The organism is Pelagerythrobacter sp. Soil_C_18, assembly GCF_057657235.1.
The window spans coordinates 425753-438355 of the sequence record NZ_JBDGIU010000001.1; the positions used below are offsets into that span (position 1 = coordinate 425753).

Annotated in this window: 10 protein-coding genes; 4 read left to right on the forward strand and 6 right to left on the reverse strand. The window is 66.3% G+C overall.

Features of this window, described 5'->3' with window-relative positions; genetic code table 11:
- Positions 1-2: 2 nt before the first annotated feature.
- From AC3A5N_RS01850 to AC3A5N_RS01865, 4 genes are all read right to left on the reverse strand, one after another.
- Entirely contained in the window at positions 3-947 is a 945-nt protein-coding gene (locus tag AC3A5N_RS01850) for an alpha-E domain-containing protein (RefSeq protein WP_487735608.1), read from the reverse strand.
- Between the two features lie 16 nt (positions 948-963).
- Positions 964-2391, reverse strand: coding sequence for a circularly permuted type 2 ATP-grasp protein (locus tag AC3A5N_RS01855; protein ID WP_487735609.1), 1428 nt, complete (start codon positions 2389-2391; stop codon positions 964-966).
- 71 nt (positions 2392-2462) lie between these two features.
- Complete coding sequence (locus tag AC3A5N_RS01860) at positions 2463-3236, reverse strand: alpha/beta hydrolase family protein (protein WP_487735610.1); 774 nt, start codon at positions 3234-3236, stop codon at positions 2463-2465.
- Positions 3237-3307: 71 nt separating this feature from the next.
- Positions 3308-3850, reverse strand: coding sequence for a DUF3617 domain-containing protein (locus AC3A5N_RS01865; RefSeq protein WP_487735611.1), 543 nt, complete (start codon positions 3848-3850; stop codon positions 3308-3310).
- A 100-nt stretch (positions 3851-3950) separates the two neighbouring features.
- Between AC3A5N_RS01865 and uvrB the strand changes: the two genes are divergently transcribed.
- The 3 genes from uvrB to AC3A5N_RS01880 all read left to right on the forward strand — a co-directional run bounded on the left by uvrB (position 3951) and on the right by AC3A5N_RS01880 (position 8308).
- Positions 3951-6137, forward strand: coding sequence for an excinuclease ABC subunit UvrB (uvrB, locus tag AC3A5N_RS01870; protein ID WP_487735612.1), 2187 nt, complete (start codon positions 3951-3953; stop codon positions 6135-6137).
- 112 nt (positions 6138-6249) lie between these two features.
- Complete coding sequence (locus tag AC3A5N_RS01875) at positions 6250-7746, forward strand: S10 family peptidase (protein WP_487735613.1); 1497 nt, start codon at positions 6250-6252, stop codon at positions 7744-7746.
- Positions 7747-7825: 79 nt separating this feature from the next.
- Positions 7826-8308 (forward strand): hypothetical protein, encoded by a 483-nt coding sequence (locus AC3A5N_RS01880; protein ID WP_487735614.1) that lies wholly within the window; start codon positions 7826-7828, stop codon positions 8306-8308.
- On the opposite strand, the gene AC3A5N_RS01885 is transcribed toward AC3A5N_RS01880, so the two are convergent.
- On the reverse strand, positions 8220-10373 hold the full coding sequence (locus AC3A5N_RS01885) for a protein-disulfide reductase DsbD family protein (protein ID WP_487735615.1): 2154 nt from the start codon (positions 10371-10373) through the stop codon (positions 8220-8222). The genes AC3A5N_RS01880 and AC3A5N_RS01885 overlap by 89 nt on opposite strands.
- A gap of 46 nt (positions 10374-10419) precedes the next feature.
- Between AC3A5N_RS01885 and AC3A5N_RS01890 the strand changes: the two genes are divergently transcribed.
- Positions 10420-11634 carry an FAD-dependent monooxygenase gene (locus AC3A5N_RS01890; RefSeq protein WP_487735616.1) on the forward strand — a complete coding sequence of 405 codons (1215 nt, stop codon included), beginning with the start codon at positions 10420-10422 and terminating at the stop codon, positions 11632-11634.
- Between the two features lie 9 nt (positions 11635-11643).
- Here the strand turns inward: AC3A5N_RS01890 and AC3A5N_RS01895 are convergent, their stop codons facing one another.
- On the reverse strand, positions 11644-12555 hold the full coding sequence (locus AC3A5N_RS01895) for a hypothetical protein (RefSeq protein ID WP_487735617.1): 912 nt from the start codon (positions 12553-12555) through the stop codon (positions 11644-11646).
- Between the last annotated feature and the right edge of the window lie 48 nt (positions 12556-12603).

A 12603-nucleotide genomic window follows, 5' to 3' on the forward strand; every position in this document is an offset into this window, starting at 1 on the left:
GATCAGCTCAGTAACCGGTAATCGTCGGCGATCGCATCGGCGATGGCGCGGTTGCAGGCGATGAACTCGAGCAGGAAGTCATGCAGGCCGGTTTCGAAGATGTTTTCGATTGTGAGGTCGGCGATGCGCGTGGCGCTCTCACGCATCAGGGCGTTGCTCTCCCCCTCGGCCCCGTGAAGCCGCGCCAGCGCCGCCAACTCGTCGCGCAGCGCCGAATGGCAGAAGGCGACGCTGCGCGGGAAACGGTCGTCGAGCACGAGAAACTCGACAATCCCCCGCGCGTCGATCTGGCCGGCGTTGAGCCAGCGGAAGGCACGATCACCCGAGACGGAACGGAGCACCTGATCCCACTGGCTCGTATCGAGGCTCGACCCCACGTACGACAGCGATGGCAGCAGCAGATAGTACTTCATGTCGAGAATGCGCGCGACGCAATCGGCACGTTCGACGAAAGTGCCGGCACGCGCGAAGTGGAACCCCTCGTTGCGCAGCATCGACCCGTTCATAGCGCCGTGGACCGCGGTGCCCGCTCGGCGGATAATCTGCACGGCCTCACCCACGCTGCCCTGCGCCACAGGTCGGGCGAGGAGCCCTGAAATCTCCATCCAACTCTCGTTGATCGCTTCCCACAGTTCTCCGCTGATCGCATTGCGCACAGCGCGAGCATTGGTCCGCACCGCGCTGATCAGGGCGAGTACGCTCATGGCGTTGTCGGGGTCGCGCAGGAGGTAGTTCCACACCTGATGCCCGGTATAGGTGCCGTGCTTGGTCTCGTATCCGGCGCGCTGCCCGAATGCTTCGATGACGGAGCGCCATTCCTCTTCCGCGGTGGCGACATCACGGGTGAGCGCCATGTGAAAGCCCGCCTCGAGCAGGCGAGCGGTGTTCTCCGCCCGTTCGAGGTAGCGGAACATCCAGAAAAGGCCATGCGCGGTGCGGCCTAGCAAGGCGGGGCCCTCCGCATCAGTCCTTGAGCACCCACGTATCTTTCGTGCCTCCGCCCTGGCTCGAATTCACTACCAGCGAGCCTTTGCGCATCGCGACCCGGCTGAGCCCGCCGGGAACGATGTCGATCCCCTCGGGCGAGACAAGCACGAACGGCCTGAGATCGACATGCCGCGGGGCGAGGCCGCGCCGGGTGAAGATCGGGCAGGTCGAAAGCGAAAGGGTCGGCTGCGCGATGTAGTTCTGCGGCCTCGCCTTCAGCTTGCGGCGGAATGCCGCCAGTTCACGCTTCGAGGCGGCAGGACCGACCAGCATCCCGTAGCCGCCCGAGCCGTGGACTTCCTTGACCACCAGTTCCTCAAGGTTGTCTAGCACATGGGCGAGGCCTTCTCGGTCCGCGCAGCGCCAGGTCTCCACGTTGGGCAGCAGCGGCTTGTCGCCGGTGTAGAACTCTACGATCTCCGGCATGAAGCTGTAGATCGCCTTGTCATCGGCAACGCCGGTGCCGGGCGCATTGGCGATGGTGATCCCGCCCGCACGATAGACGTCCATGATGCCCGGCACGCCCAGCACGCTGTCGGGATTGAAGGTCAACGGATCGAGGAAGTCGTCGTCCACCCGGCGATAAAGCACGTCGATCGGTTCGTACCCGCGCGTCGTACGCATGGCGACGCGGCCATCGGTCACCCGCAGGTCACTGCCTTCGACCAGCTCGGCGCCCATTTGATCGGCGAGGAAGGCATGTTCGAAATAGGCGCTGTTGTGGATCCCCGGCGTCAGCACGGCGACCGTCGGCTTGCCCTCCGTCGCCGCCGGTGCGCAAGCCGCGAGGCTCTTCGCCAGCCGCCGGGGATAGTCCGATACCGTGCGAACCGGCACGCGCGTGAAAAGCTCCGGAAACATCGCCATCATCGTTTCCCGGTTCTGCAGCATATAACTGACGCCGGACGGGGTGCGTGCGTTGTCCTCCAGCACGAAGAACTCATCCGGTCCGGTGCGTACGAGGTCGATGCCGACGACATGGGTGTAGATCTCGCCTGGCGGCGTGAGCCCGACCATGTTCTGCAGCCATGCTGGATTGTCGCGCAGCAGCCTCTCCGGCAGCACGCCTGCACTGACAATCTCCTGCCCATGATAAAGATCGTGGATGAAGGCGTTGATCGCGCGCACGCGCTGCTCGATTCCACGCGTCAGCCGCTGCCACTCGGGCGCGGTGATGATGCGCGGCACCATGTCGAACGGGATCAGCCGCTCTTCCGCCTCATGCTCGCCGTAGACATTGAACGTGATGCCCGTGCGGCGGAAGGCGATCTCCGCTTCGCGGTGCTTGCGCGAAAGGAAAGCGGAGTCCTGCTGATCGAACCAGTGGCGGTATTCTTTGTAGGCGGGGCGAACCGTTCCATCGCCGGTCCGCATCTCGTCGAATCTGCCGTCCGCTTCGTACATGAACCTCCTGGATCGCTATCCGGTGCGGTTCACGTCCCACGACAAGCCGCCCTCGTCGTGTAGGAAAAGGTTCAGTCGCCTTCGAGTTCCCGCAGGACAGCGCGAATGGCCTGAGGCGACGAGGTGAAGCCCAGGTGGGTGCAGCGCAGCGCCACGGCCCGGTCGCGCTCGCTTTCGCGGCCGCGCGCGCTGCGCGGGCTGACGATGCCGTCGCGGGGGCTCCACAGAGCGATCGTCGGCACCGGCGGCTTCTCGCGCAGATCGGCCTCGATCGGCGGTTGGTCGACGCGGTGGCCGGTCACGAACTGATAAGCGCGCCAGGCGTTGTTGGCGCGCGGATTGCCGGAGAAGGGAGAACCCATGGTAATCACTTTCGCCACCCGGTCCGGGTGGCGCTTGGCGATCTCGCGCGCGAAGAGCCCGCCCAGGCTCCAACCGACGAGATAGACCTCGCGGCCATAGCGCTCATGCACTTCGATCAGCCGCCGCTCGAGATACTGAACGTTCTCCTCGGTTGGCCCGAAGTTGAAGCCCAGACCCCACCGCTTGACCTTGTGGCCTGCTTGTTCGAGCAGCCGCGCCATGTAGCGCATGCGGACCGGGTGGGTGGCGAAGCCCGGCAGCAGCATGACGGTCCGACAAGCAGAGGCGGCCGGGATATCGATGCGCCGGAACGGACGGACAACCGGCTCGGCGAGATGCGACAGCTCGCCAACCAGATATCGGAGCTTGGGCCCGCCGTTCGCCTCAGGATCCGGTTCGCGCGCCAGTTCCCAGCGCAGGGCCAGTTCTTCCCGCGTGGTAGGGAGCTGCGCGAACGAGGAAGGGGCCGGTAGCGTTGCCATAGAAATGTAACTTATGCTCATTTGGCTAACGCTGGCTGAACGGCGACGTTCCACGCGCTGCTTTTGTCCCCTCAGGGGCAGTCGCCGATCCGCTCGGACACGACTTCCATCGTCATACGCATCTCGCCGCCGGGAATCGCTCCGGATTGCTGGCTCATGGCCATCCGCATGCGGCTCCGTTCTTCCTCCACGGTGCCGTCGATCGTCATCTCCGCATCGACCCCGTTTGGTCCGCCGCAAGTAAGCACCGCGTCGAGGTCCTTACCCGCCGCCTCGAAGCGCGAGAAAGTGCAGGTTATGCCGTCCTGCCCTTCCCCAAGTTGCTTGACGACGCGCTGAAAGCCCTCCTCCGCCTCGGCTTCGGTCAGGCACTGGGTCCGCTGTTCCCCCTGGAGGCCGGCAGCCATGTCGCGCATCCGCGCCGCCTGTTCCGGCGGGATGCCGGGAATCTCGAAATCGATAACTTCCGCGCTGCTGCGGTAGAGCCCCGGGCGGGGCTTCACCAGCTCGTCGGCCGCCTCGATGACTTCCTCGGCCGTCTTCGGCTGATCGGGCTCGCTGCCGCACGCCGCAAGCGCAAGCGCGCTGCCGGCAACCATGACCATTGCACGCATTCGATTGCTCCTTGCTGGGTCCCCTTTCACCCTAGCTATCAAGCGAGGCGCGGCCTGCCAAGCGCTTGCCGTCCGCGCCTCGCTCGCCCATATCCCAGCCATGGCCGAACTCGTCATTCGCAGAGGACTGGAAGAGCCCGACACTTCCGGGGGTTTCACACCACATAAACCGCAACGCCCGGAAAAGAGCATGGGCGGGCGCCCGTTCGAGCTCGTCTCCGACTACCAGCCCGCGGGCGACCAGCCGACCGCGATCCGCGACCTGGTCGAGGCGTCTAAAGAAGGGGAGCAGACGCAGGTTCTGCTCGGCGTCACCGGATCGGGCAAGACCTTCACGATGGCGAAAGTGATCGAGGAATTGCAGCGCCCCGCCCTGGTGCTCGCGCCCAACAAGATCCTCGCCGCGCAGCTCTACGGCGAGTTCAAGAGCTTCTTCCCGAACAACGCGGTCGAGTATTTCGTCAGCTACTACGACTATTACCAGCCAGAGGCCTACGTGCCCCGCAGCGACACCTACATCGAAAAGGAAAGCTCGGTGAACGAGGCGATCGACCGCATGCGCCACTCGGCCACGCGGGCGCTGCTGGAGCGCGACGACGTGATTATCGTCGCCTCGGTCTCGTGCCTCTACGGCATCGGTTCGGTCGAGACCTACTCGGCGATGATCTTCGACATCAAGAAGGGCGAGACGGTCGACCAGCGCGAGCTGATCCGCAAGCTCGTCGCCCTGCAGTACAAGCGCAACGACACCGCCTTCGCGCGCGGCAACTTCCGCGTGCGCGGCGACAGCCTGGAGATTTTCCCCTCGCACTACGAGGACATGGCGTGGCGGATCAGCTTCTTCGGCGACGATATCGAAGAGATCAGCGAGTTCGACCCGCTGACCGGCACCAAGGGTGCCAGCCTGGACAAAGTGCGCGTCTATGCGAACTCCCACTACGTCACCCCCGGTCCGACGATGAAGCAGGCCGCCGAAGCGATCCGCTTCGAATTGCAGGAACGGCTCAAGGAGCTGCATGCGGAGGGCCGTTTGCTGGAAGCGCAGCGGCTGGAACAACGGACCAACTTCGACCTCGAGATGATCGCCGCCACCGGTAGCTGTGCCGGCATCGAAAACTACAGCCGCTTTCTCACCGGCCGCCTGCCCGGCGAGCCGCCGCCGACGCTGTTCGAATACCTGCCAGAGAACGCGCTGTTGTTCGTGGACGAGAGCCACCAGACAGTGCCGCAGATCGGCGCGATGTCGAAGGGCGACCATCGGCGCAAGATCACCCTGGCCGAATACGGCTTCCGCCTGCCGAGCTGCATCGACAACCGTCCCCTGCGCTTCAACGAGTGGGACGCGATGCGCCCGCAGACGTTCGCCGTCTCCGCCACACCCGGTAGCTGGGAAATGGAGCAGACCGGCGGCGTCTTCGCCGAGCAGGTCATCCGCCCCACCGGCCTGATCGACCCGCCGGTCGAGATCCGCCCGGTGGAAGATCAGGTGCAGGACTGCATTGCCGAGGCCAAGGCGGTGGCCGCAAAGGGCTATCGCACGCTCGTCACCACGCTCACCAAGCGCATGGCGGAGGATCTGACCGAGTTCATGCACGAGCAGGGCGTGAGGGTGCGGTACATGCACTCGGACGTCGAGACGCTCGAACGCATCGAGCTGATCCGCGACTTGCGCCTCGGCGTCTACGACGTGCTGATCGGCATCAACCTTCTGCGCGAAGGGCTCGACATTCCCGAATGCGGGCTGGTGTGCATCCTCGACGCCGACAAGGAGGGTTTCCTCCGTTCGGAAACCAGCCTGATCCAGACGATCGGCCGCGCGGCGCGCAACGTGGATGGCAAGGTCATCCTCTACGCCGACCGGATCACCGGCTCCATGGAGCGCGCAATGGCGGAGACCGACCGGCGCCGCGAGAAACAGCGCGCCTACAACGAGGAACACGGCATCACGCCGCAGACGATCCGCCGCCAGATCGCGGACATCGTCGCGCACACCGCCTCGCAAGACAGCGTAACCGTCCCCACTGGCGACGACGAACGGAACAACCTCGTCGGCCACAACCTGCGCGCCTACATCGAAGACCTCGAAAAACGCATGCGCAACGCCGCCGCCAACCTCGAGTTCGAAGAGGCCGGCCGCCTGCGCGACGAGATCCGCCGCCTGGAGAAGGACGAGCTCGGGCTGCCGGATAGCGAGAAGAAAGCGCCTCTCGTCGGCCGCAGCAACGAGGGCAAGCCAGGCACGCGCAAGCTCCGCTACGGCAAGACGCAGCGGAAGTGGGGACGTTAGCTCCCCCTGATCGGAGGCGCGAAGGCCGGAAGAGCGGTTCGTTCGTCGAACCCTGTCGATCATCCGTCACGATTTATTGCATCTTCCGGGTCGGCTGCCCTAGTAGCCCCGCATGATTTTCCGGACCTTGCTTACGGCGACCGCCGTTCTCGCCCTTTCCTCACCCATCGTCGCGCAGACGGACGAAGCCGAGCCGGCCGCGAAGGCGGAGACGGCGTACGAGGCGAATTCCGCCTCCGAGACGCTCAGCGGCACCTTCGGTGGGCGCTCGATCCGCTATACTGCGACGGTCGAGGAGCAGGTTCTCAAGGGCGAGGACGGCACGCCCAAGGCGGCGATCGTCACGACTTCTTATGTAGCCGAGCCGCGCGATCCTTCGCGGCCGGTGACGTTCTTGTTCAACGGAGGCCCAGGCTCCGGCTCGGTCTGGCTGCAGATGGGTGCGTTCGGACCCAAGCGGGTCGCCATCCCATCCGACGCGCGGGATGACGGCGCCCCGCCCTATCCGATCCTCGACAATCCGGACTCGCTGCTCGACGTGACCGATCTGGTCTTCATCGATCCGGTCGGCACCGGCTTCAGCCACACGATCGGCGACACCAAGGGCGAGGAATACTGGGGTGTCACCAAGGACGCCAAGTCGGTCGCCAAGGTCATACGAATGTGGCTCAGCGAAAACGGCCGCTGGAACAGCCCCAAGTTCCTTGGCGGCGAAAGCTACGGCACGACGCGGTCCGCCGCCGTCGTCCACGAACTCGAAGGCGCCTACAACGATGTCTCGCTCAACGGTGTGATCCTGATTTCCACCGTGCTCGACTTCGGGGCGGGAGCCGAAACCGAAGGCGCGGAACTGGGCTATATCACCACGCTGCCCTCGATGGCTGCGACGGCGCTCTATCACGGCAAGGCCACCGCCCCGTCGGTCGAGCAGTTCGTGGAAGAGGCGCGCCAGTTCGCGATCGGCCCTTATGCGGCCTTCCTGCTCAAGGGCCAGAATGCGAGTGCGCAGGAGCGCGGTGCGGTCCGCACCGAACTCGCGCGCCTCACCGGGCTGTCCGAACAGTTCCTCGAACGGGCGGACCTCCGCGTTTCATCCGGCCGGTTCTACAAGGAGCTGCTGCGCGACCGGGGCCTTACCGTCGGCCGTCTCGACAGCCGCTACACCGGTGTCGACTACGACAGCGCGGGCGAGCATCCCGACAACGACCCGAGCTTCTACGGCATCGACGGGGGCTACACCGCCGCGGTCAATCACTTCATGCGCGACACGCTCGGTTACCAGACCGAGCGCGACTACGTGACGATCGGCTACGTCGGACCATGGGATTGGCGGCTCGAGGGCGGGCGCGACACCAACGCCTATCTCAACGTCGCTCCCTATCTCGGCAAGGCGATGCGGGAGAATTCCGGCATGCGCATTTTCGTCGGCCAGGGGTGGTACGACTTCGCCACCCCGTTCTTCGCGGCCGAATACGCTCTGACCCGCACCGGTTTCCCGCAGGACCGGATCGAGTGGCAGTATTACGACTCCGGCCACATGATGTACGTGCGCGACGAAGACCGCCACAAGCTGTCGGAAGACGTCCGCGCTTTCATCCGCGCGCGCTGAAACCTTGGGCGGCCGTTTCGCCATCTCTGCCGCGCTGGTCGCACTGGCCGCGTGCAAACCGCCCGCGGCCGAAGATTACGTGGCACGCGTCGAGCTCGACGAGGCGCGCATGTATGCGAGCGAACCGATCCCCTCCCCTGACACCGAGGGTGCGCTATGGGCGGAAAGCGACCGACCCGGCCGCATTCTCTACGGCAAACCCGGGGACGCGCCGCTAATGGCGCTCGCCTGCGAGCAGGGGGACGAAGGTCAGCGCATCCATATCACCCGCTTCGCCGCGGCCGATCCGGAAGCCAAGGGAATTCTCGCGCTGATCGGCAACGGCCATGTCACGCGGCTCCCCGTCGACGCGACGTGGAACGGACGGGCGTGGTTGTGGGAGGGTTATGCCGCGGCCGACGACCCGGATCTCGATGTACTGACGGGCCGGCGACGGGTGGAGGCGACCGTTCCGGGCGCTGGGTCGGTCGATCTCAATCCAAGCGAACGCCCGCGGCACCTGATTGAGACGTGTCGTGGAGAACGTTCGCCGGACGAGCCGGTACCGCCCGTGCAAGCGTGACGAGCGCATCGGGCCCGAGGACCTGCGGGAGCTGCCGCCCCTCCTCGCCCGGCGCATACCAGAGATAGAGCGGCACGCCTGCCGCGCCGTGATCCGCGAGGAACTCGGTGATCGCCGGATCGCGCCGCGTCCAGTCCCCGCGCAGCGTCACGACGCGCGCGTTGGCGAATGCCTCGCGCGTGGCTTCGCGCTCGATCGCGACGCTCTCGTTCACCTTGCAGCTCACGCACCAGTCGGCGGTGAACCAGACGAACACCGGCCTGCCGCTGGCGCGGGCTTCGGCAAGTGCACTCTCGCTGAATTCGGCGGGGCTGAGGAGGCTCTCCGCCACTTCGACTTCCTCGCTCGCAAAGTTTGGCAAGAAACCGATGCCGAGCGTGGCGACGAATAGTACCGCAACGAAGGCAGCCTGGCGTATCGCCCCGGCTCCTCGCCCGGCGGCGAGCAGAATGCCGAGGATGATCGCGATCAGCCCGGCCGCGCCCCAGCCGAGTTGATCGCCGCCGAGGCGGAAGCAGAGCCACAGCAGCGCAAGCGCGGTGAGCCCCATCGGCACAGCCATGATCTTCCGGAAGGTCGCCATCCACGCGCCTGGCCGGGGCAGCATTCGCCGCAGCGCGGGAATGAGGCCGATGGCCAGGAATGGCAGCGCCAGCCCGAGACCAAGGGCCGCAAACAGCAGGAGCGCCTCCAGCGGCGGCAGGATCAGCGCAGCCCCAAGCGCCGCGGCCATGAAAGGCCCTGTGCAGGGCGTCGCAACGAGAGCGGCAAGCAGACCGGTAGCGAAAGCTCCCGCAGGCTCACCGCCGCGGGTCAGTGCGATCGAAGGCAGCTCAAACAGCCCGGCAAGATTCGCAGTGATCGCCGTCGCAAGCACCAGCAGCCCGATCACCACGGCCGGTTCCTGCAACTGGAAGGCCCAGCCGACCGCTTCGCCTGCCGACCGCAGTGCCAGGAGCAGCGCTCCGAGCCCGATGCAGGCGATCAGGACACCCGCCGTATAGGCGAAGCCTTCGCGGCGTGCGTCGGCCTGGCTTTCGCCGGCACGGGCGAGGCTCAGCGCCTTGAGGCTCAGGATCGGAAACACGCATGGCATCACGTTGAGGAGCAGCCCGCCGGCAAGCGCGCCCAGGACCAGCAGCCACAGCGCCGGCGTATCTGCGGCAGCAACGGGTTTACCGGCGCTCGGAACTGCCCCGGGAACCGCGGTGAAGCGGACCCCGACGTCGCGCGAGAAGGCGAGAATGCCTTCGATCCGCTGCGGGGTGGGTTCGCGCACGATCTCGGACGGAAGATTGAACTGGTCGAGCGGCACTTCCGCGACGAGCAGGTCGCCGTCGCGGAAGAACGTCTGCTCGTCCGCATAGGCCGGCCGCCTGCCCTTCCCCAGTTCGCGCTCTTCCAGGAAGAGGTGCGGATCGGAAAGTTCCATGTCGGCCGGCAGCGGAATACCGACGCGCAAGCGTTCGTCCTCGACGGCGAAGTTCGCCCGGCTGTCGAGCATTGGCGCTATCTGGGCGCGCCAGCGGACGAAACGCGGGTCCTCCTCGGCGGCCGCCGGATCGAGCTCCAGCACAGCCTGCTGCGGCACACAAAGCTTGTCAGTGCAGGCGAGGTAGTCGGCCGTCACCGAGATCGGCTCGAGTTCCTCGAGATTCGCACCGCGCGGCACGCGAATCGGCACGAGGACCGTGTAGCGCCCCTCGTACACATGGTTCATCAACCCCCCGAGCACGAGCCGGTGCGGCACCGGGTAGAGCGGTTCGCCCGCGGACCAGCCGCGCGGCAGTTCCCATGCGAGTTCCATCCCCAACCCCGCGTCGCCGGGGTTGGACCAGTAGCCATGCCATTCGTCCGAACGGGGCGTGAAGCGCAGTGCGATGAGCCACTCGCTGCCGGCTTCCGGCGAACCGTCGGCGAAGATCTCCGCCGCGATGTTGTCGTCGGTCACCTGTGGCTGGGCGTCCGCTCCGGAGGACGCAAGCAGCGCGAATGCGGCGAGGAGCGCCAGCGCGATGGATGCGAGCCAAGTTCGCGCTCCGCCCATTGTCCTTGCCTCGGTCACGGGCGCCGTCCTAGGACGGCACGGAGATTCCTGCAATGAGAAGGCGATGGACGACAAGCGCGATCTGCTGATCCTGGGCGGTGGCCTGGTGGGAATGACGCTGGCCCTTGCCGCTGCGCGCAAGGGATTGTCGAGTCATGTCGTCGACCGCGCCGATCCGGCGGACCTCACCGCCGAGGGTTTCGACGGCCGTGCGAGCGCAATCTCGACGGCGAGCTGGAACCTGTTCACCAACATCGGCCTCGCGCCCGCGCTCGAACCGCACGGCTGCCGGATCGAATCGATTGCTGTAAGCGACCAGCTCAAGCCCGGACGGATCGATTTCCAGCCGGAGACCTACGAGGCATCGCTCGGGCGTATGTTTGCGAACCGCACGCTACGCCTCGCCCTGTTCGAAGCAGCGGAGGCCGAACCGCTAATCGCCTGGCACGCGAAGACAGAAGTCGTCGCACGCGAGCGCGGAGAGCATGCGGTCTCTGCCACGCTGGACGACGGGCGCACCCTACGCGCCACCCTGATGGTCGGCGCGGAAGGCCGGATGTCGCCCACGCGCGAAGAGGCCGGCGTCAAGGTCGCGAAGTGGCAATACGGCCACCGCGCGATCATCGCCGGGCTCGAACACGCCAAGCCTCATGCCGGGGTTGCGTGGGAGATCTTTTACCCCGCCGGTCCCTTCGCGCTGCTGCCGATGCGCGACAGCGACGACGGCTCGCATCACAGCGCTCTGGTGTGGACCGTCGACGAGAAGGATGCGGCCGGCACGCTCAAGCTGTCCGATCGCGCCTTCCTGGCGGAAGTGGAAAAGCGCATGGGCGATCTGTTCGGCGAAATTCGCAGCGCCGGCCCGCGCTCATCGTTCCCGCTCGGCTTCCACCATACCGCCCGCGTGGCGGACCGGCGCCTGGCGCTGGTCGGTGACGCAGCGCACGGGATCCATCCGATCGCGGGACAAGGGCTCAACCTGGGCCTGCGTGATGTCGGGGCGCTTGTCGAAGTGCTGGTCGAAGGGATACGCCTCGGGCTCGACCCTGGCGATGCGCAACTGCTGGCGCGTTACGAGCGTTGGCGCGGGCTCGACTCGTTCATGGTCGCGCTTGCGACCGACGGACTCACCCGCCTGTTCGGCGTTCCGGGGCGCACCGCCTCGGCCGTGCGCCGCTTCGGCATGGCGAGTGTGCAGCGAGTGCCCGCGCTCAAACACTGGTTCATGGACGAGGCTCGCGGCGTCTCGGGCGATGTGCCCGAACTGATGCGCGCCTGACCGAGGGGGCTACTGCTCCTCGGCGCTGCTCGCCGGGCTCGGCTGCGTGATTGTGTTGCCCGCCCCGTCGCGCAGGCGCCGGGGCTCTAGCACGGCTGAGGTCTCGATCAGGTCGAGCGCACGCTGCGCCGCAACGTAGCGCTCGGCATCGGCGATCCAGCGCTGCGCTTGCTCGGCGCCGGGCAGGTTGCGCACTTCCTCGATCGCCTTGTTCACGCGCCCGCTTTCGAGGAAGAACCGCGCCCGCTCGATGCGCCGCTCGGGCCGCGGAGAAGGCGTGGTTTCGCGGCGAATGACGAAAAGCTGGCTCAACTCGTGCCCGAGACGCTCGATCAGCGGATCGTCCGTCGCCTCGGTCAGTTCCGGCGCAAGGCCTTCGAGGCGCGCTACGAGGACGTCGACCGTTATCGGGTTGCGGGAGAACGCGATGATCGTCTCGACCGAATTGGGCTTTGCATCACCGAAACGCAGGCGCAACTGATCGGCGAGATAGCCGAGGTCCGCGCCGCGATCGAGCGACCGGCGCGCCGCGAAGGCGATCAGCAGTCCTTCCGCGCGCGCTGCATTGCCTGCGGCAGCCTGCGCCTGGAGATCGAGACGCGCGAGGCGTTGTTCGGCCGCAGCCAGGCGCTGGTCGATGCCGCCCTGCTGTTCGGCCACCCGTTCGACCGTATCGCTCGCGCCCGCTTCCGACCCGGTCGGCGACGGGGTCGGCGTAGGCGAGAGCATCGGTTGGGGCTCGGGTGCCGCCTCGGCAGGCTGCTCGACCGCATCGGGCGCGCTTTCCCATCCGAAGTGGAAGCCCGAATTCCAAGCGAAGTAGCCGACAGCCAGCGCGCCGAGCAGGAAGGCTGCGACCGCTACGGCAAGGATCGGCTTGAGAGAACCGCTCGTGCGGCTGGGGGGCGAATATCTATCCATCGAATTCCGTTCTGCGGCCCGCGCGCTTTCAAGGGCGCAATCGCGCGC